The sequence below is a fragment of the Lentibacter sp. genome (assembly GCF_029254145.1).
Taxonomy (GTDB): domain Bacteria; phylum Pseudomonadota; class Alphaproteobacteria; order Rhodobacterales; family Rhodobacteraceae; genus Lentibacter.
On record NZ_JAQWYD010000073.1, the window covers coordinates 1 to 19,948 of the forward strand.

The window sequence follows — 19,948 nt, forward strand, 5'->3', positions numbered from 1 at the left end:
GTTTCAAGGAAGATCTGACCGTCGGTGATCGAGATCACGTTGGTTGGAATAAACGCCGAAACGTCACCACCTTGAGTTTCAATGATCGGCAGAGCTGTCAAAGAGCCTGAGCCGTGGTCGGCGTTGAGCTTTGAAGAGCGCTCAAGCAGACGTGAGTGAAGATAGAAAACGTCACCAGGATAAGCTTCGCGGCCTGGTGGACGACGGAGCAGAAGTGACATCTGGCGATATGACACCGCTTGCTTTGAAAGGTCATCATAGATGATCAAAGCGTGCTTGCCGTTGTCGCGGAAATATTCTGCCATTGCAGTTGCAGCATAAGGCGCAAGGAACTGCAAAGGTGCAGGGTCAGACGCTGTCGCAGCAACAACGATTGAATACTCAAGCGCGCCGCTTTCTTCGAGGCGTTTCACCAGCTGCGCAACAGTCGAGCGCTTCTGGCCAATCGCAACATAGACGCAGTACAGCTTCTTGCTGTCGTCGTCTCCGGCTGCTTCGTTGTAAGACTTCTGGTTGAGGATCGCGTCAAGCGCCACAGCCGTTTTACCTGTCTGACGGTCACCAATGATGAGCTCGCGCTGGCCACGGCCAATCGGGATCATCGCATCAACAGACTTGAGGCCTGTCGCCATTGGCTCGTGGACAGACTGACGTGGAATAATGCCAGGAGCCTTGCTGTCCGCAATCGCGCGCAGCTTGGTTTTGATCGGGCCTTTGCCGTCAATCGGGTTGCCGAGGCCGTCAACCACGCGACCGAGAAGTTCGGGGCCGGCTGGAACGTCCACGATCGCTTTCGTGCGCTTAACTGTGTCACCTTCTTTGATGTCACGGTCAGAACCGAAAATAACAACACCAACGTTATCGGTTTCGAGGTTGAGGGCCATGCCCATAATCCCACCAGGGAATTCAACCATCTCACCGGCTTGGATGTTGTCCAGACCATAAACACGGGCGATACCATCGCCAACGCTGAGAACTTGACCGACTTCAGCAACTTCGGCTTCTTTGCCAAAGTTCTTGATCTGGTCCTTCAGGATCGCAGAAATTTCTGCTGCTTGGATACCCATTTATCCGACCTCTTTCATTGCATTCTGGAGGGAGCTGAGCTTCGAGCGAATCGACGTATCGATCATTTTCGAGCCCACCTTGACGACAAGACCGCCTATGAGGGTTTCATCAACGGTCGCATTGATAGTTACAGTCTTCCCAAAGCGCTCTTTCAGCGTCTTGGCAAGCTTGTCCGCTTGGCCTTTCGTCAGAGCCTTGGCACTGACCACGTCGGCCGAGACTTCACCCTTGTCTTGCGCAATCGCAGCGCGCAGAGCGCGTACGAGCTGAGGCAAGACAAACAAACGACGCTTGGCAGCCATCAGGCTGAGCGTGTTTGTAATCATTGGGGAAAGCTTCATTTTTTTAGCGAGCGCAGCAACAGCAGCGCCCTGCTCGTCACGGCTGTACACCGGACTCATAATGAGATTGTTAAAATCGGCGCTGTCAGTCAGCGCCCCTTCCAAGCTGTTAAGGTCACCCTCAACGGCTGTAAGCTTTTTCGTTTCCTTGGCCAGGTCAAATACGGCCGTGGCATAGCGTGCAGCAATGCCGGAAGAGATCGAAGCTGGTTCGGACACGTCAACCCTTTCGATTTTCTGGCCCCGTGATCCGCGATGCGCTCGAATTTGCACATAGCTCTCTTGGGGGCGTTTTTACCCTGAGATTTCCCAAAGCTGCTAAATCGAGGCGGGTGTAGCAGAGCATTCCATTTGCGGCAACCTGCTAGCGCATTTTTCAGTATACCATAAAATACAATTAATTCATAGCCTTAGCAAAACTGCGACCGTTTGCGCGTGCAAATATCACCAATTCGGTCGGGTTTTTAATGATTCAGGTCACGAAAGTTAACGCTATCACAACAGAATCCCTCAAAACGACGCTCAGGCAGGCAGCCCTTCAGGCATCGGTTGAAGCACAAACGAGGGCTTGCGCACCCTTTGGCTCAGCCCGGGTCGTGTCGGCGCAGGAATCTGCTTTGTCACCTCAACCATAAGCACACCTCCCCCTGCAATCAGTGGCAATCCGTGTCCAAGTTTCTCCCAAAAGCCAGCCGTCTTGCGCCAGAAGCGCTTCTCGCTCGGCGGCTGGTAAAGAGCAGTCTGGCTATGCTCGGTCTTAAAGCCCCAAAGCTTCAACTGCTGGTCGAGCTGGCCCATCGTGAAGGGCCGGCCATAGCCAAAAGGCGTGCGGTCATTGCGGCTCCAAAGCCCAGCGCGGTTGGGGACGATAAAAAGCGCCCGCCCTCCGGGGCCGAGCACCCGATAGCATTCTTCAAGCACATGTGTGGGCCACTCACTGGTCTCAAGCCCGTGCATCACAACCAGCCTGTCCACATGCCCCGTCTCGATCGGCCAGTGGGTCTCCTCGCACAGAACACTCACATTGGGCTGCCCCGCAGGCCAAGGCATCACGCCCTGTGGTCCTGGCATAAGACAGGTCACGCGCCGCGCTTGCCCGAGATACGGCCGCAACAAGGGCGCAGCAAAGCCAAAGCCTACAACCGTTTGCCCCTTGGCCTCTGGCCAGAGCGTGAGCATCTGGTCTCGGATCACTTTTTGCGCCGCGCGGCCCAAAGTGCTGCGGTAGTAGAAATTTCTCAGATCTTTCACGTCAAGATGCATGGACGCCGCCGCCTGTATCCGTCACTCTGAGGTCAACATAACAATGATCCGTGGAAATGCTATGCCCCTTGAGCTGCTCACCATCCCTTGCCTGTCTGACAACTACGCCTTTCTTCTGGTGAATGCCGCAGGCGAAGCCGCCCTCATTGATGCACCCGAAGCCGCGCCGATCAATGCAGCGCTCGCAGAACGGGGCCTTGCATTAACAACCATTTTGCTCACTCATCATCACTGGGACCACGTTGAAGGGCTTGAGGGTCTGAATACAGCGCTTGCTCCCCGTGTCATTGGCGCCAAAGCCGATGCCCACCGCCTACCGCCTCTCACGGAGGAGGTCTCTGAAGGAGGGCGCATCACAGTTCTGGGCGAAGAGGTTGATATCCTCGATGTCTCAGGCCACACGATCGGCCACATTGCATTTTACTTTCCCGCCTCGGGCTTTGTCTTTACGGGCGATAGCCTAATGGCCTTTGGTTGCGGCCGCCTTTTTGAAGGTACGCCAGACCAGATGTATCACAGCCTCGCCAAGCTCGCGGCTCTACCCGACGACACTCTTGTCTGTTCAGGCCACGAATACACATCCTCAAACGCCGGGTTCGCAACATCGGTCATGCCAGAGGTTCCCGCCATCGTCAGCCGCAGCGCCGAAACAGACCGCCTGCGCCGTGCTGGCCAGTTTACTGTGCCATCAACACTCGCGTTGGAAAAAGCGACCAATCCCTTCATGCTCGCGACTGACGCCAAGTCATTTGCTGCCTTGCGGGCTCAAAAAGACGTATTTTAGGCCGATCACCGCTTCGTGACATGAAATATAGTGCCTTTTTTCCAGAAAAGCCTTGAAGCCAGCGTCATATCGACCAAACTTTAACCAAAGAGCGCGAAAGTTCTCATCAAGGGCCCAGAGACGTCGGTGAACCAACTCAGAAGGAGCACGAGAGCAGTGCCATCATTTTCGAACACACTCGAGCAAGCCATCCACGCAGCTTTGGCCACAGCCAACAGCAAGCGTCACGAGTTTGCCACGCTAGAGCATCTGCTCCTCGCCCTTCTCGATGAGCCTGACGCCTATCGCGTCCTTCAGGCCTGCTCAGTCAACACAGACGAACTACGTCAGAGCCTTGTCGAATTTGTCGAGGAAGATCTCGCCAACCTTATCACCGACATCGAAGGCTCCGAGGCCGTTCCCACAGCCGCCTTCCAGCGTGTGATCCAGCGCGCTGCCATTCATGTCCAAAGCTCGGGCCGCAATGAAGTCACAGGCGCAAACGTCCTCGTGGCGATTTTTGCGGAGCGCGAAAGCAATGCAGCCTACTTCCTGCAAGAACAAGACATGACACGCTATGACGCAGTCAACTTCATCGCCCACGGAGTTTCCAAAGACCCTGCGTTTGGCGAAGCTCGTCCACTCACTGGTGCAGAAGAAGAGGAGCGCCAAGACGCTTCGCCTGATGCCAAACCAGAAGACGAAAGCGCGCTCAGCAAATACTGCGTCGACCTCAACGCAAAGGCGCGCAAAGGCGAGATTGATCCGCTCATCGGCCGCGACAGCGAAGTCGAGCGCTGCATTCAGGTGCTTTGCCGCCGCCGCAAAAACAACCCGCTTCTTGTCGGCGATCCCGGCGTCGGCAAAACGGCGATCGCCGAAGGCCTCGCCAACCAGATCGTCAATGGCGAAACGCCCGAGATTTTGTCAAAGACCACAATCTACTCGCTCGACATGGGCGCGCTCCTCGCAGGCACTCGGTACCGTGGTGATTTTGAGGAGCGTCTGAAAGCCGTTGTCAAAGAGCTCGAGGACCATGACGACGCTGTGCTCTTCATCGACGAAATCCACACAGTTATCGGCGCAGGCGCAACTTCAGGCGGTGCAATGGACGCCTCTAACCTGCTCAAGCCCGCCCTCGCAGGCGGCAAGCTGCGCACCATGGGCTCCACAACTTATAAAGAGTTCCGCCAACATTTTGAGAAAGATCGCGCCCTCTCACGCCGCTTCCAAAAGATCGACGTAAACGAACCCTCCGTGGAAGACGCCATCAAAATTCTGCGTGGCATTAAGCCCTATTTCGAAGAGCACCATGGCGTCAAATACACCAACGACGCGATCAAAACCTCCGTGGAACTTGCTGCGCGCTACATCAACGACCGCAAGCTCCCTGACAGCGCAATTGACGTGATCGACGAGGCGGGCGCGGCCCAGCACCTCCTCAAATCAGCCAAGCGTCGCAAGACCATCGGCACAAAAGAAGTTGAGGCCGTGGTCGCCAAAATTGCGCGCATTCCGCCCAAGAACGTCTCCAAAGACGACGGCGCCGTGCTCAAAGACCTCGAGAAATCTCTCAAACGCGTGGTCTTCGGCCAAGATGAGGCGATCGACGCGCTCTCCTCCGCGATCAAACTTTCCCGCGCCGGTTTGCGCGAGCCTGAGAAGCCCATCGGCAACTACCTCTTCGCAGGGCCAACAGGCGTCGGCAAAACCGAAGTGGCCAAACAACTCGCTGATGTTCTGGGCGTCGAGCTTCTGCGCTTTGATATGTCCGAGTATATGGAGAAGCACGCGGTCTCCCGCCTTATCGGCGCCCCTCCCGGCTATGTTGGCTTTGATCAGGGCGGCTTGCTCACAGACGGTGTCGATCAGCACCCGCACTGTGTGCTGCTGCTTGACGAAATGGAAAAGGCCCACCCTGATGTCTACAACATCCTCTTGCAGGTGATGGACAACGGCGAGTTAACAGACCACAACGGCCGCACCGTGAGCTTCCGCAATGTTGTCTTGATCATGACATCAAACGCAGGCGCATCGGAGCAAGCGAAGGAAGCTGTGGGCTTTGGCCGTGACCGTCGCACAGGAGAAGACACCGCCGCCATCGAGCGCACCTTTACGCCTGAGTTCCGCAACCGTCTTGACGCCGTGATTAGCTTTGCACCGCTCAGCAAGACCGTCATCTCTAAAGTGGTTGAAAAGTTCGTGCTTCAGCTGGAAGCCCAGCTCATGGACCGCAACGTGACATTTGAACTGACCAATGCTGCGGCCGAATGGCTCGGCGATAAGGGCTATGACGACAAGATGGGTGCACGCCCCCTTGCCCGCGTCATTCAAGAGCACATCAAGAAGCCTCTTGCTGAAGAACTGCTCTTTGGCACTCTGGCCAAAGGCGGCGTGGTCAAAGTCGGCGTCAAAGACGGCAAGCTTGATTTGCGCATCGAAGGCCCCGACAAGCCCCGCCTCTCGGGAACAAAGCCACCTCTTCTGACGGCTGAATAAATCATGTGGCGGCGAGGCTCTCTTCTGGGCCTTGCCGCCCTTTTTGCAAGCCCAGCTGTGGCTAAGCCCCCCCTCTTTGCCCTCCCTTTAGACTGCAGCTTGGGTGAGACTTGCTACATCCAGAACTTTGTCGACACTCTCCCAGCCGAAGGTCGCGTGTTAGACTTCGCTTGTGGACCGCTCAGCTATGACGGCCACAAAGGCACAGACTTCGCCCTGCTCAACCGCGCACAAATGGCGACAGGCGTAACAGTGACAGCCGCAGCCGATGGCGTGGTGCGCGGGACACGTGACGAGATGCCAGACACTGGCCTAAGCACAGCGACCGAAGCGATGATTGCAGGCCGCGAGTGTGGCAACGGATTGGTGATTGATCATGGCGATGGTTGGGTGAGCCAGTATTGTCATATGAAGCTCGGCTCGATCACGGTCAGCAAAGGTCAGACGGTTAAAGTAGGGGATCCACTCGGTCAGGTCGGCCTGTCTGGACGCAGCAAATTTCCCCATTTGCACTTTACTGTGCGCCAAGGCGAGCGGGTAATCGACCCGTTTGATCCCGAGGACACAGCCACCTGCGGTGCTGCCGATCAGACCCTCTGGGCCGAGGCGCCCGCCTATGTGGCAAGCGGGCCCATTGGCCTTGGCTTTGCGAACACAGTTCCCGAATTTGACAGCATCAAAGCTGGCACAGCCCACAAGGCCTCGCTCTCCCACGGTGCGGGTGCGCTTGTCCTTTGGGCCTATATGTTTGGAACTCGGAGTGGCGACAGCCTGCGCCTTGTCATCAGCGGTCCTGAAGGGTTCTCATTTGAGCACGAAACGACACTCGAAAAGACCCAAGCCCTAAGCTTTCGGGCCGCTGGCAAGCGCCTGCGCACAGAGAGCTGGCCTATTGGCACCTATCAGGGTCTCGCCACACTCACCCGCAAAGGCAAAATCATCGGCACAGAAGCGATCAGCCTCCAGATCGCGCCCTGAAGGTTGCCTTATACTGTCAATGTGAAAAACATTCGTCGGAAAGGAAAAAGCACAGTGCCGTCCTCCGCGCGCGGGTAAGCTTTCTCCATCACCTGCTCATACCGCTGCACAAGCATCGCTTGCTCTTGCGCATCAAGCACCTCCAGAATAGGGCGCGCATAGGTGCTCTCAGTAAAGCGGCGCACAGGATGGCCTGCCTCGTCGGCTCCAAGCCGCTGGTAATACTCGGTCTCCCAGATTGACACATCCCCAAGTTTGGAAAGCATCGCATGGTACTGGCTCGGTAGAAGCACCGACGGCCCCGCCTCAAAGTCGATCCGTTGCGGAAAAAATTCTTCCGCCAAACTGCGCCAGACACGATGCGAGGGCGCATTGTTCTGATGGGGCATCTGAACGGCAAGTGTCCCGCCCTTCCCCAGCATTCCCGCAAGGCGCGGCATCAACTCTTCATGCCCCTTCAGCCAGTGAAGGGCAGCGTTTGAGTAAATCAGCCCTGCGCCGTGTGCGCTCCAGCTGGCTATATCCGCAGCATCCAGCCGTCCGTAAGTCCCTGTCTCTTCGGCCTGTGCAAGCATCGCAGGCGACGCATCTACGCCCACAACAGAATGGCCCAGAAAGCGTTCTTTCAGTCGAGGGCCCATCGCCCCATTGCCGCAGCCGAGGTCAATCACATCTCCCCCGCCGACAGACCGAACAGCCAGAAGCAAATCTAGCGCAGGGCGCAAACGCAAATCCCGAAACCTTGAATAGGCCTCGGGATTCCAGTCTCGTTTTTGCGCTGATGCACTCATGCGGTGGGCTCAGGTTCCATGTCGCCATCGCTGGCTTTGGGCTTGGCCTTGGCGCGAGGCTTGGTCTTTGGGATCGCCGTGACAGAGCCTTTATCCGTCGGTTCGTCTTCCTCATCGTCGCCCTTATGTGGCGGCTCGCCGCGCATCACCTGCTCGATCTCCGCGCCAGTCAGCGTTTCATACTCAAGCAGGCCTTCCGCAAGACTTTCCCATCCGGCCTTATTCTCCATGATGATCTTGTGAGCGTCCTCATAGCCTTGGTCGATGATACGCTTCACTTCTTCTTCAATCAGCTCTTTTGTGTGGGCTGAAATAGAGAACCCGCCCGCGCCACCGCCGCCGCGAAAGGCTTCGGCTGCTTCTTGGTAGTCGATATTGCCGACCTTGTCAGACATGCCCCAGCGCATCACCATCGCCCGCGCCAAAGCACTGGCTTGCATAATGTCGCCTGACGGGCCGTTGCTCACTGCATCCTCACCGTACTTGATGATCTCTGCGGCTTTGCCCGCCATGGTCATGGCGATTTTTTGGGTCAATTCATCCTTGAAGTAATTCAGCTGGTCCATTTCTGGCAAGCTCATCACCATTCCGAGCGCTTGGCCGCGTGGGATGATTGTGGCCTTATAAACAGGGTCGCATTTGGGCAGGGTCATACCCACAATTGCGTGCCCCGCTTCATGATAGGCTGTCATTTCCTTCTGCGCAGGCGTCATAACCATGGAGCGGCGTTCAGCACCCATCATGATTTTGTCTTTCGCCTGCTCAAAGTCAGCCATAGCCACAAAGCGGCGCCCGACACGGGCAGCCATGAGCGCGGCTTCGTTCACAAGATTGGCAAGGTCCGCACCCGAGAAGCCAGGCGTCCCACGCGCGATAATGCGCAGGTCGACATCTGGTCCAAGCGGGCTTTTGCGCGCATGGACACCAAGGATTTTCTCACGCCCTTTAATGTCCGGGTTAGGCACGGTCACGTTGCGGTCAAAACGACCAGGACGCAGCAGCGCTGGATCAAGCACATCTTTGCGGTTTGTCGCAGCCAAGATGATAACACCTTCATTGGCTTCAAACCCGTCCATTTCAACAAGGAGCTGGTTGAGCGTCTGCTCGCGCTCGTCGTTTCCGCCGCCATAGCCCGCACCACGGTGGCGGCCAACGGCGTCGATCTCGTCAATAAAGACAATACAGGGAGCGTTCTTTTTGGCTTGGTCAAACATGTCTCGCACGCGGCTCGCGCCGACGCCGACAAACATCTCAACAAAGTCAGAGCCTGAAATGGTGAAAAACGGCACACCCGCCTCGCCTGCAATCGCGCGCGCCAAAAGCGTCTTACCCGTGCCGGGAGGGCCAACAAGCAAAGCACCCTTAGGGATTTTACCGCCCAAACGCGAGAATTTCTGTGGGTTTCGCAAAAACTCGACAATCTCTTCAAGCTCTTCCTTGGCTTCGTCAATGCCGGCCACATCGTCAAAGGTCACACGGCCAGACTTTTCAGTGAGCATCTTGGCCTTGGATTTGCCAAAGCCCATCGCGCCACCTTTGCCGCCGCCTTGCATACGGTTCATGAAATAGATCCACACACCGATCAAAAGCAGGAAGGGCAGCAAGCTCAAAAGAAACGACTGGAAGCCGGAAGTCTGCTGCGGCTTGGCTGTCAAAGGAACGTTATTCTCGATCAGAAGGTCCGTCACAGCGGCGTCCTCGGGCTTGACCGTTGCATAAACTTTGTTGTCAGAGCCAACAAAGCGCACGTTCTCCCCATCAATCGTCGCCTCTTGCACAGCTCCGTCCTGCACCGCCTGCACAAACTCCGAATAGGAGCGAGCAGAGCTCGGCTGCGCCGTGTTGGACCCGCTGAAGAGATTGAACAGCATAAGGATCATAACAAAGAGGATGACCCAAAAAGCGATGTTTCGTGTATTGCCCAAGAAAAGCTCTCCCAAATGAGGTGGCGCATGTGTTTCGTCGTGTTACAGACTAAAATAGAGATCAACGCAACATCTTCAACGGCAGAAGCCGATTAAGATCAGCAAAAGGTGCTGCAACGCCCCGTCATTTTACTAAATAGGGCGGGGGAACCTTAAAATTTAGTTTAAATGCGTCGCCAAAGGCCAAGGATGGGGCGGCGAAAAGCCGCGCGCCCTGCCAGAGCGAGGGTGTCGCCAAAAGCGCCTCGCGCGGCAAGCCTTGCGCCCGCCAGTCCTTAACGGCGGCAAGCCCTTCGGCTCCCAAAGCGCGGATTTTTAAGTCTTTAGGCCCATCCCCCAAGAGCGTTAGTTCGTCCCAACTGTCACCAATTGCCTCTAGCCCAGTCACAGCCGCCGCTTCGCGCGCCACGATCACACGGCCTTTATGCCCCACAAGCACGCAGCCATTTAGCGTCGTCTTATTGCCTGCAAGCGTGTGCGCCACAGCGCTGGCCAAAGCCCCTCGGCGCGGCGGATAAACGCTCCGCCCCTGCCACGCGGTCCAAGCGCTCATCAAGCGCTGCATAATCTCCTCAGGCAGCGCCGCAAGAGCTGCTCCATCAATCACAATATTGCGCCCCTGTAACTGCGCCACCTGTTCCGCCGCATTGGCAGTCATCGCCTCAAGCGCCGCATCGGCCTGCGCCAGCCGTGCCGCTGTCTCCGCGATCCGAGCCGTTGGCAGCCCAACCTCTGCCAACGCCTGACGCATCTTCACGCGGTCATAAGACGGATCTGCATTGGAGGCATCTTCGGCCCAGTTCTGCCCCGCAGCCCGCAGATAGTCTCGCAGTTCGCCTCGCGACATCGAAAGCAAGGGACGCGCCCAACCAAGCCCTTCTGCCTGCCACTGTCCCTGCATCTGCGCGAGTCCTTTAAGGCCAGAACCGCGCGCAATGCGCATCAAAAACGTCTCTGCCACATCGTCTTGCGTATGGCCCACAAGCACAGTGCCAAGACCCCGCCGTTTGGCCCAGTCTGTTAAGGCGCCATAGCGCCCTGCGCGGGCCTCGGCCTGAAGGTTGCCTGCCCCGCTCCAGCGCCAGTCCAAAATCTCATGCGCAACATCAAGTTTCGAGCAGGCATCCGCCACAAGTGCACATTCAGCCGCCGCCTCAGGCCTCAAGCCATGATTGACGGTCGCGCAAAAAAGCGGACCAACGCCCGCTTCTGCAGCCAAATGTAAAAGTGCTAGGGAGTCACTCCCCCCAGACACCGCAAGCCCCAAGGGCCGCGCCGCGCCGTCAAGAGCCGTCTCAAACCGCGCAATGAGTGTCACGAACAGCCAAGTCTGCTGCGTTCGGCCTCGGCCTTGCTGGCAGGCTCCCCGCCCGGAAAGCGCACAGAGACTTCCGCAAGCGTCTTGCAGGCCTCAGCTGTCTGACCCAGACGCCCCAACCCGTTGCCAAGTCGATAAAGAGCTTCTGGCGCATCCTCTCCTGTCGGCTCGCGGCGAAACGCATCCAAATAAGCCCGCGAAGCGCCTGTCATGTCGCCCTGGCCTTCAAGGGCCGCGCCATAGGCCAAAGCCGCTTTGGTCGCCACGGGCGAGCCGGGGTATGTCTCATTAAATGACTTGAGGCGCGCTGCCGCATCAGCAAACTCTCCCGCCTCAAGCGCTTTTCGCGCCGCCGCAAAATCGGCCGCTTCTCCCACAGCCAGTTCTGCTGTCAGCTCGCGGCTTGGCGAAGCAACAGGAGATGCTACAGCCACTTGGCCTTCGGGCAGATCCCCACCCAAAGTGCTGGTCTGGCCGAGCGTACTCACGTCGCCGCCCTCAAGCTCCACAAGGCGGAACTCAAGATCAGCAACCCGCCGCGTCCCATCTTGCGCAACCGCCTCGACACGCAGGCTAAGCTCTTCTGTACGCGCGGTCAGGCGGCGCAGCTCGTTCTCAATAGCGTCCACACGCTCGAGCACAGACCCGCTCACAGTAGCGGTCCCCATTGTACCGGTTGTCGAAAGCTCGCGCGTCAGCTTTTGCATCTCCACACTGAGCACCGTCAGTTCCTGCCGAATATCCGCCAGCGTTTCGTTATCCTGAGCATGGGCCACACCCACACTCAGAGAAATAGCACAGAGAACGAAGAAAAAACGGCGCATGAGAAATCCTTCTTAGCTGCTCAAGCCACTTGAAAGAATAGTCACAGCACGGCGGTTCTTGGAATAACACGCTTCCTGTGAACAGATTTCAAGCGGGCGCTCCTTGCCATAGCTGACTGTCTTAAGACGGCTAGACGGCATACCCTTCGCCAGAAGATACTCTTTGACAGCATTGGCTCGGCGTGCGCCCAGCGCGAGGTTGTACTCGCGTGTGCCCTGCTCGTCAGCATGGCCTTCAATGACAACAGCATAATCAGCATTGGTCGTCAGCCATGAGGCCTGCCCGTCCAGAACGCGGCGCGCTTCGTCATTAAGGCTGGATTGGTCGACATCAAAAAGAACGCGGTCGCCGATCGTTTCTTGGAAATAAAGGGGTGACTGCGGGTCTTGTGCAGAGCCTGGCGTCACAGACGAAAACGTGCCCGCCCCGTCAGCACCATTGTCAAAACGGTTGGGGTTGGTACAGGCCGAAAGGGCGAGAACCGCGGGGATAACAAGTGTAATCAGTTTGAGTTTCATGCTCTTAGCCTCGTGTTTAATACGGACTGTCTAACATAGACAGCGCCGCCTGTGAATTATCAAGATCAGCGTGAAGCGGCGCACCGCTCACACCTTTATGTTACTGCTGCAATGGGCTCCATGAGGGATCAGACGCGCCGCCCTCGGTGCGCACCCGTTGCAAATTACGACCTGAGATATCGACGGAATAAAGGCTAGATTGCCCGTCTGTACCCTGCGTTTCTCTGGTAAACATTATGACACGCCCGTTTGGAGCCCATGTCGGCCCCTCTTCTAGGAATGAAGCGGTCAGAAGCTTCTCGCCCGTGCCATCCGTGCGCATGATCCCGATGTGGAACCGGCCTTTAGATTGCTTGGTAAAAGCCACAAGGTCGCCTCGTGGTGACCAGACTGGCGTGCCGTATCGCCCTGGCCCTGCGCTGATCCGCCGTGGCTCTCCCCCATTGGCAGACATCACATAAAGCTGCTGGCTGCCCGAGCGGTCGCTCTCAAAAACGATCTGGCTGCCATCAGGCGAAAAGCTCGGCGCTGTTTCAATCGACGGCGCATTGGTCAAACGCTGCTCCGCCCCCGTGGCCAAATCCATGAGGTAGATGTCAGTGTTGCCCCCGCTTTCAAGCGAGAACACAACCTTGCGCCCGTCTGGCGCAAAACGCGGCGCAAAGCTCATCGTTCCATCGCGGCTTTCAAGCACACGCCGGCCCACACTTGCCACATCAAGCACATATATCTTGGGGAAACCTGTCTCATAACTTGTGTAGAGCACGCGGTCGCCCGTTGGTGAGAAACGCGGCGCAAGCACAATCGCGCTGCTGTCGGTGAGAAACTGGTTGTTCGCGCCGTCATAATCCATAATCGCAAGGCGCTTCTTGCGGTTGTCCTTCGGCCCAGTCTCACTCACGTAAACAACACGGCTGTCAAAGTAGCCGCCTTCGCCCGTGATCCGCGTATAAACCTGATCGGCAACCTTATGCGCCATCCGCCGCCAACCTGCACGCGTGCCTGCCAGTTGCAAACCTTTGCCAAGCTCTTGACCGGCAAAAACATCATAAACGCGGAACTTCACAATGATCTGTTCGCCCTGAACGGTCACAGCCCCGGTAATCAAAGCCTGCGCATTGATTGCTTTCCAATCTGCAAATTGAACAGGTGCTGCAAAAGAGCTGATCTGGCTGATAAATGCAGCCTTATCAATCTCGCGAAATAGCCCTGTGCCCTTTAAGTCTTCGGCCACAACACGAGCAATATCAGCGGCAATCGGCCCTGCGCCCGCCGTTTCAGCCACAAATTCAGGAACAGCCACAGGCAAAGGCTCAATCACCGCGTCGGTGATTTCGATCCGCAAAGGCTCAGCCTGTGCAAAAGATGCCGAACTCACCGCCGCCAAAAGCACAAAGCTCAATAGTCTCAAGATCATACCCTTACCTCATACTCTCGGGGTTAAACTTTATCTCGACCGTTTTCCATTGGTCGTATTTCTCGCTCGGCAGATCAAATCCATCACTGCCACAAATAATAATCGCCCGTCGCGCCGCATCATAAGCTTGCTTTGCAGCCGCGTCAGAGCCGTTTTCGCTGCGCAATAGCTTGATCGACGGGATCACAGGCTTTCCATCCCGTGCCATCTCGACGCTAACATAGATATTCACGGCAAGCGCTTCTGATGACAATGCACCCACATTGTAACAGCGGGATATTGCCAGCTTCAGCCCCTCCCGTTCTCCGCCCGTGAGCGGCGCTCCTGCCGGCGCAGCAGTTTCCTCGGCCGTGTCGGCCGCACCGCTCAAAGCCTCGGCCAACGCGTTATTAACCGCATCAGAGGCCTCGGCAGCGGGTACTGTCGCAGCCTCGGCCTGCCGCTGCGGGCGGCCTTTGGGGCGCATCGATTGCGCGGGCGCAAGCGTCACATCATCACGCGCTTCGGGGTTGATCTCGGTTGTCGCAGCCTCAGGCTGCGCCGCCTCTGTCTCTGGCTCCACCACCTCAGCGATGGCGTCAGGTGCTGTCTCAGGTTGAACCTGCTCTGCAGGGGCAACATCGGTCTGCTCCGGCGCATTCACAGCTTCAGGTGCCACCCGCTCAATCGGGCGCAACTTTGGGCGCGGGCTCGTCCCTGGAGTCAAGACCGCCACATCTTCTTGGGGCTGCACCAACTGCGGCGGCACATCTTCAACTTGTGTGGTCACGGCGGGTTCGCTTGTATCCACCTCTGGGGCAACATCCGTCTCGGGACTGGCCACATCGGGGGCCACTTGTGTCTCTGGCGGAGTGTCTGGTGCTGCTTGCGGCTGGGAGGTTTCGTCTTCGCTCGGTGGCTCTGGCACTTCGATATCAGAGGCAGCTTCAGGTGCACGCACCGCAGCCAAAACCGCCTGATACTCCGCCTCGCTCACAACAGAAACATCACTGATCTCAAACGGCAACGGATCACTGTTCCACTTCCCACCAAAGAGAAGCAGTCCAATCAGCCCAAGATGGCCGATGAGGGATATGCTCTGGCCGCGGTTCAAAGCGCCCTACTGGTCGCTAGGGACGCTTGCGTCCACGCCATCAAGCGCTGGTCCGCCGCTCTCGGTCACAAGGCCGATGTTGCTAAAGCCCGCTCCATTCAGCGCGCCCATGACCTGCACCACTTCTGCATAAGAGACGGCCCCATCCGCTCGCAAAAATACGCGGTCGCCCTCGCGCTCCGCCGCAATTGCACGCATCCGCCCGACCAATTCGCTCCGCGGCACTTCCGTCTGCTGGATCATGACTTGCCCCTCAGCCGTGATCGTCACCGTGAGAGGCTCCTCCGCCTCCACCGGCAGGCTGTTCGCCGCTGTCTTCGGCAGCTCCACTGGCACACCCACGGTTAGCATCGGTGCAGCCACCATAAAGATAATCAACAAAACCAGCATAATATCGACAAAAGGTGTCACGTTAATTTCAGACATCGGCCGTGAACGCCCGCGCGCACGGCGTCGGCGACTGCCGCCTCCAGTGTCTTTTTGTGCTACGCCCGCGCCCATATCAGCTATCCAGTTGACGGCTAAGAATGGTTGAGAACTCGTCAGCAAAGGCTTCATATCCCGCGACAAGCCCTTCACTGTCAGCACTCAGCTTATTGTAAAAGATAACCGCAGGGATCGCTGCCAAAAGACCAAGGCCAGTCGCCAAAAGCGCCTCAGCAATACCAGGCGCAACAACGGCGAGGTTGGTGTTTTGCTGCTCAGCAATCTCGATAAAGGCGTTCATAATCCCGATCACAGTGCCGAAGAGGCCGATAAATGGCGTCGTGGAGCCCACAGTGGCCAAAACTTGCAGCCCGCTTTGAAGCTTGTCTGCTTCTTTAGCGATCGCCACATCCATAGAGCGATCAATCCGCGAATGCGCCCCTGCAATCATTGCGCCATCAGCCTTATGAGAGCGCCGCCACTCTGTCATGCCCGCGGCAAAAATCTTCTGGCTCTGCCCTTCTGGCTCAGCGCCGATCTGCTCATAGAGCGCATCCAGCGGCTCACCCGACCAAAATGCACGGTCAAAAGAGGCCGCCTCTTCGCGGGCTTTGCGGTAGTTGATAAATTTCTGGATGATAATCGACCACGACCAGAATGAGGCCAGTATCAAGATGATCATCACGAGTTTTACGGTAAAGGTTGCGCGCATGAACAACGCCCACATCGAAAAGTCGATATGCTGCGCCGCAGCCAGTGCTTCAGTTTCCATAGTGCCTGCTCTCTCTTGGTGGCTTTTCGCCTTATTGTGAGCAAAATAACCGATCTCAAGTCAGAAAGCTATCCCAAGCAAGACTTGGCCGAGGATCAGTGCACCATTTGGCGGATATTTGCTGGCAGACGGGTCGGGTGCCCGTCCAGCGTCATACAAACAACGGTCACGAGCGCATGAAACAATATGTCTTCTCCGCGCTTAACCCATTGCTCCATAACCATTCTGACGCCAGTAACAGCCTTAACCTGCGTCTCAACAACAAGCTGATCGTCCAGTCGCCCGGAGCCGAGGTAGTCAGCCTCCACACGCCGAACAGCAAAGACGATCCCGTCACGCTCTTTCATCACATTCTGATCAAGTCCAACTGCGCGCACCCATTCGGAGCGCCCGCGCTCGATATAGCGCAGGTAATTGGCGTAATAAACGATCCCCGCCATGTCAGTGTCTTCATAGTAAACGCGCACAGGTAGGGAATAGATCATATAGGCCACTTTCTGATGTCTCGCCCCACTTCAGCACAGCTCGCCGCGCTTATCCAGCCTGCGCCCCACTCACCCGCGCAAAAAGCCTCAGAGCAAAGCTAGCGTCAAGGTCCACATGCGGTAGCTCAGGCGCATAGGCCGCGCGCAAAATATCGCCTACATCAGGGCGCAAAATATCCGCCCCATTGGGCAGCCGTGCCAAGGGGGAGCGCTCGGCAAAAGCCTGATCGCCCCAAAGCAAAAACGCCTGCGACGCCTGCACCAAAGCAAGGCTTTCTGCGGGCCAGTCGGCCAGAGGCCCATCCATGCAGATAAACACAAAACAAGCCTGTATCGCGCCCTGATCATCAAAGCGGAACAGCCGATATTGGCTCGCCCCTTGCGACTTGAGTTTCGGCACAAGCTGGTCGAGTTCGGGCACAAGCCGATCAAGATCAGGCAGATCGCTCAGCTCGTCCCAGCTCTTGAACATAAAGAACATGAGATTTACCCCAAGCTCAAAGTCCGTTTCTGCAAGTGGGTGCTGCGTCAGAGCCGAAAGTGCCTCAACCGCGCCCTTAAAGACATGCAACGTCGCATCATCGACCCCAAAGACAATCGGCGCAATCGGCCGCCCCCAACGCGCAAAGCGAAAGCCACCCTTCGCATCCGTGAACATGGCTTCAATCTCGGCAGGGGTCGTGCTCATAGTCTCAGGCTCGTCTTTATTCAAACAGGTCGGTGCGGGTCTTTGGCGGAGTCAGGCCCATGTGGGTCCAGCCCTTCTGTGCCAGCATCCGCCCGCGCGGTGTGCGCTGAATAAGCCCTTGTTGCAAGAGGTAGGGCTCAATCACCTCCTCAAGCGCATCGCGACTTTCCGACAAAGCCGCGGCAATGGTCTCAATGCCCACGGGCCCGCCAGCATAGTTTTCGGCAATCAGATTGAGATAACGGCGGTCTGCTCCATCAAGCCCCAGTGCATCCACCCCGAGCCTTGAGAGCGCGCGGTCTGCCAACTCTTGGCTTACAACGCCATCCGCCTCGACAATTGCAAAGTCCACGACACGGCGCAGCAAGCGCCCCGCGATCCTCGGCGTCCCGCGCGAACGCTTGGCAATCTCGAGTGCACCTGCCGCATCCGCCTTCACCCCAAGCTTCTGCGCGTTGACACTGACAATCCGTTCAAGCTCCGCCACCGCATAAAACTCGAGCCGCGTCGGGATCCCAAAGCGGTCGCGCAGTGGCGTGGTCAGGAGGCCAAGCCGCGTCGTTGCGCCAACAAGTGTAAAGGGCTGCAACTCGATCCGCACAGTGCGCGCTGCCGGACCCTCGCCAATCACAAGATCAAGCTCAAAGTCCTCAAGCGCAGGGTAAAGGATTTCCTCCACCACAGGATTGAGTCGGTGAATTTCGTCAATAAAGAGCACATCATTGCGCTCGAGGTTCGTAAGGATCGCCGCCAGATCGCCCGCTTTGGCGAGCACGGGCCCGCTCGTCATACGGAAACCAACGCCAAGCTCGCGCGCAATGATCTGAGCCAGCGTTGTCTTACCAAGCCCCGGAGGACCGTGAAACAAAGTGTGGTCCATCGCGTCTTTGCGCATCTTGGCGCTCTCGATAAAGACCTTAAGGTTGGCTCGCGCCTCGGCTTGTCCGACAAACTCGCTCAGATGCTGCGGGCGCAACGCGCGCTCCACATCTTCAGGGAGCGCTTCGGGGTTCAAGACAGGTTCTCTCGCGCTCATCCTTTACCCCTTCGGCGCCAAAAGCCGCAGCGCTTGACGGATCAGCGCTGCTGTGTCCTCGCCGCCGCCATTTTCCTGCGCCTGCGCAATCGCGCTCGCCGCTTCAGAGGGCGCATAACCAAGGTTACTCAAGGCCGACAGCGCCTCCGACTGCGCCGCACCACCCACCTGCGCAACAGGCGCGCTCACTGGGGCAATATCTTCAAGCACATCGTCATCCTGCCCTATATCGGGTGCAGGCCCAGCACCGAGCGCCATAATGGCAGGTGCTTTGTCTTTAAGTTCCATCACAACACGCTGCGCTGTCTTCGGGCCAATGCCCTTAGCTGCTTTCACAGCGCCCCAGTCACCCAGCGCAATCGCACGGCTCACCCCGTCGGGGCCAAGCGCGCTCAGCATCGCAAGAGACGCCTTTGCACCCACGCCCTGCACAGTCAAAAGCAAGCGATACCACTCTTTCTCCACAAGCGAGGTAAAGCCGAAAAGCTGCAAGTTGTCCTCACGCACAAGGAGATCCGTATAGAGCGCCACAGCCTCGCCTGCCCGCGGCAGGCTACGCAGCGTGCGCTCCGAGCAATAGACCAAATAGCCGATCCCCTTAACGTCGATCAGCGCATGATCCTCAGCGATATAATCAATCCGCCCTGCGACTTTCCCAATCATCCGCTCAACTTCCTGTTCTGGCCAGCGTCATAGCGGCATATCTGTGATGATGCGCATGACAAATGGCAATGGCCAGAGCATCCGCCGCATCGGCTTTGCTCACATCAGCACTTGGGAGCTGCATCTTCACCATATGCTTGATCTGATCTTTGCTAGCATGACCCACACCCACAACCGTCTTCTTGACTTTGTTGGGCGCATATTCCGCCACGCCAAGCCCGAATTGCGCAGGAACCAAAAGCGCAATCCCACGCGCCTGACCAAGCTTCAACGTCGCCACCGCGTCTTTGTTGACAAACGTCTGCTCGACAGCGGCGGTCTCGGGCGCATAGGCGCGCAAAACTTCGGTCAGTCCGTGATGCAAAGACAAAAGTCGCTCGGCCAGATCGTCACCTGCGGAATTCACAACCCCACAACCGATAAAGCTCAGCCGCGAGCCGTGCTTCTCAATCAAACCCCAGCCCATATTCCTCAATCCGGGGTCGATTCCCAAAATACGCATGCCACTCGCCCCGCTCACTTGTCTCGCTGGCTTGCTGTCACAGCCAAATCTGTTGCTTTTTTGAAGCACTAGCACGAAAGGGGAACATCTGCCAAGTCTTAACATATCTGAGCGCTTTTGCCACAATCTTGCCTCATTGCAGCAAATTCTGGACAAAAACCGCCATTCCAGACGCCGAAAACGACGTTTTGCGCAGTCAATACAGCTATAAAATTAAGGTGTTTTGCAACATTTTGACCTATGCACAAAACGCATGGGACATATGTCAAAATGTCCCCTTGTGCGGGGGCATAACCGCCCCCAAATGCGGCCAATCAGAACGTTGACCATAATTTCATAGAAGGAACATAGATATGGCCGCCCTCGACTATACACGCGCGCAGCAAATTGCTGGCACACACGGCCGTATCGGCCAGATCTTCGCTCACATGACAGCGTCTTTTGTTGCATGGAATGACGCACGCTCAACACGCAACGCCCTCTCACAGCTCAGCGACCGCGAGCTGGAAGACATTGGCCTGTGCCGTGGCGACATCGACGCGCTTGCAGAGGCACAGCGCTAAGCTCTTCCTCCGAC

Annotated in this window: 21 protein-coding genes; 4 read left to right on the forward strand and 17 right to left on the reverse strand. The window is 57.1% G+C overall.

The features are described 5' to 3' along the window. From atpA to P8O11_RS08690, 3 genes are all read right to left on the reverse strand, one after another. Positions 1-1,067, reverse strand: a 1,067-nt coding sequence (atpA, locus tag P8O11_RS08680) for a F0F1 ATP synthase subunit alpha (protein ID WP_300293715.1), incomplete at its 3' end; no start/stop codon positions are given. After that, positions 1,068-1,628: a F0F1 ATP synthase subunit delta gene (locus P8O11_RS08685; RefSeq protein ID WP_300293740.1), complete on the reverse strand. Its 561-nt coding sequence runs from the start codon at positions 1,626-1,628 to the stop codon at positions 1,068-1,070. Between the two features lie 303 nt (positions 1,629-1,931). Then, on the reverse strand, positions 1,932-2,672 hold the full coding sequence (locus P8O11_RS08690) for a class I SAM-dependent methyltransferase (RefSeq protein ID WP_300293717.1): 741 nt from the start codon (positions 2,670-2,672) through the stop codon (positions 1,932-1,934). Positions 2,673-2,733: 61 nt separating this feature from the next. Here P8O11_RS08690 and gloB point away from each other — a divergent pair, with 61 nt between their 5' ends. The 3 genes from gloB (at position 2,734) to P8O11_RS08705 (ending at position 6,912) form a co-directional block, all read left to right on the forward strand. Further along, positions 2,734-3,456 (forward strand): hydroxyacylglutathione hydrolase, encoded by a 723-nt coding sequence (gene gloB / locus P8O11_RS08695; protein WP_300293741.1) that lies wholly within the window; start codon positions 2,734-2,736, stop codon positions 3,454-3,456. 156 nt (positions 3,457-3,612) lie between these two features. Next, positions 3,613-5,934 (forward strand): ATP-dependent Clp protease ATP-binding subunit ClpA, encoded by a 2,322-nt coding sequence (gene clpA / locus P8O11_RS08700; protein WP_300293718.1) that lies wholly within the window; start codon positions 3,613-3,615, stop codon positions 5,932-5,934. A 99-nt stretch (positions 5,935-6,033) separates the two neighbouring features. Continuing rightward, the gene (locus P8O11_RS08705; RefSeq protein WP_300293719.1) at positions 6,034-6,912 is read left to right on the forward strand and encodes a M23 family metallopeptidase; all 879 of its coding nucleotides are present in this window, start codon (positions 6,034-6,036) and stop codon (positions 6,910-6,912) included. An 8-nt stretch (positions 6,913-6,920) separates the two neighbouring features. Here the strand turns inward: P8O11_RS08705 and P8O11_RS08710 are convergent, their stop codons facing one another. The 14 genes from P8O11_RS08710 to ruvC all read right to left on the reverse strand — a co-directional run bounded on the left by P8O11_RS08710 (position 6,921) and on the right by ruvC (position 19,371). Then, the gene (locus P8O11_RS08710) at positions 6,921-7,703 is read right to left on the reverse strand and encodes a methyltransferase domain-containing protein (protein ID WP_300293721.1); all 783 of its coding nucleotides are present in this window, start codon (positions 7,701-7,703) and stop codon (positions 6,921-6,923) included. Then, the gene (gene ftsH, locus P8O11_RS08715; RefSeq protein ID WP_300293722.1) at positions 7,700-9,628 is read right to left on the reverse strand and encodes an ATP-dependent zinc metalloprotease FtsH; all 1,929 of its coding nucleotides are present in this window, start codon (positions 9,626-9,628) and stop codon (positions 7,700-7,702) included. Before ftsH ends, P8O11_RS08710 begins: the two co-directional genes overlap by 4 nt. Before the next feature lie 124 nt (positions 9,629-9,752). Next, a complete protein-coding gene (gene tilS, locus P8O11_RS08720) occupies positions 9,753-10,946 on the reverse strand; it encodes a tRNA lysidine(34) synthetase TilS (RefSeq protein ID WP_300293723.1) in 1,194 nt (397 codons plus the stop codon). Beyond that, positions 10,943-11,770: a tol-pal system protein YbgF gene (gene ybgF / locus P8O11_RS08725; protein WP_300293724.1), complete on the reverse strand. Its 828-nt coding sequence runs from the start codon at positions 11,768-11,770 to the stop codon at positions 10,943-10,945. Before ybgF ends, tilS begins: the two co-directional genes overlap by 4 nt. A 12-nt stretch (positions 11,771-11,782) precedes the next feature. After that, positions 11,783-12,289 (reverse strand): peptidoglycan-associated lipoprotein Pal, encoded by a 507-nt coding sequence (gene pal / locus P8O11_RS08730; RefSeq protein WP_300293725.1) that lies wholly within the window; start codon positions 12,287-12,289, stop codon positions 11,783-11,785. Positions 12,290-12,389: 100 nt separating this feature from the next. Next, positions 12,390-13,706, reverse strand: coding sequence for a Tol-Pal system beta propeller repeat protein TolB (gene tolB, locus P8O11_RS08735; protein WP_300293726.1), 1,317 nt, complete (start codon positions 13,704-13,706; stop codon positions 12,390-12,392). Positions 13,707-13,710: 4 nt separating this feature from the next. After that, positions 13,711-14,799, reverse strand: a complete 1,089-nt coding sequence (locus P8O11_RS08740) for an energy transducer TonB (RefSeq protein WP_300293727.1) — start codon at positions 14,797-14,799, stop codon at positions 13,711-13,713. Positions 14,800-14,805: 6 nt separating this feature from the next. Then, complete coding sequence (gene tolR / locus P8O11_RS08745; protein WP_300293728.1) at positions 14,806-15,300, reverse strand: protein TolR; 495 nt, start codon at positions 15,298-15,300, stop codon at positions 14,806-14,808. Position 15,301: 1 nt separating this feature from the next. Then, complete coding sequence (tolQ, locus tag P8O11_RS08750) at positions 15,302-15,997, reverse strand: protein TolQ (protein WP_300293729.1); 696 nt, start codon at positions 15,995-15,997, stop codon at positions 15,302-15,304. A 95-nt stretch (positions 15,998-16,092) separates the two neighbouring features. Next, a complete protein-coding gene (gene ybgC / locus P8O11_RS08755) occupies positions 16,093-16,482 on the reverse strand; it encodes a tol-pal system-associated acyl-CoA thioesterase (RefSeq protein WP_300293730.1) in 390 nt (129 codons plus the stop codon). 49 nt (positions 16,483-16,531) lie between these two features. Then, positions 16,532-17,170 carry a hypothetical protein gene (locus P8O11_RS08760; RefSeq protein WP_300293731.1) on the reverse strand — a complete coding sequence of 213 codons (639 nt, stop codon included), beginning with the start codon at positions 17,168-17,170 and terminating at the stop codon, positions 16,532-16,534. A gap of 16 nt (positions 17,171-17,186) precedes the next feature. After that, positions 17,187-18,206 (reverse strand): Holliday junction branch migration DNA helicase RuvB, encoded by a 1,020-nt coding sequence (gene ruvB, locus P8O11_RS08765; RefSeq protein ID WP_089887675.1) that lies wholly within the window; start codon positions 18,204-18,206, stop codon positions 17,187-17,189. A gap of 3 nt (positions 18,207-18,209) precedes the next feature. Further along, the gene (gene ruvA, locus P8O11_RS08770; RefSeq protein WP_273498123.1) at positions 18,210-18,869 is read right to left on the reverse strand and encodes a Holliday junction branch migration protein RuvA; all 660 of its coding nucleotides are present in this window, start codon (positions 18,867-18,869) and stop codon (positions 18,210-18,212) included. A gap of 4 nt (positions 18,870-18,873) precedes the next feature. Next, positions 18,874-19,371: a crossover junction endodeoxyribonuclease RuvC gene (gene ruvC / locus P8O11_RS08775; RefSeq protein WP_300293732.1), complete on the reverse strand. Its 498-nt coding sequence runs from the start codon at positions 19,369-19,371 to the stop codon at positions 18,874-18,876. Positions 19,372-19,724: 353 nt separating this feature from the next. Here ruvC and P8O11_RS08780 point away from each other — a divergent pair, with 353 nt between their 5' ends. Next, positions 19,725-19,934: a DUF1127 domain-containing protein gene (locus tag P8O11_RS08780; RefSeq protein ID WP_089887670.1), complete on the forward strand. Its 210-nt coding sequence runs from the start codon at positions 19,725-19,727 to the stop codon at positions 19,932-19,934. Positions 19,935-19,948 lie beyond the last annotated feature (14 nt).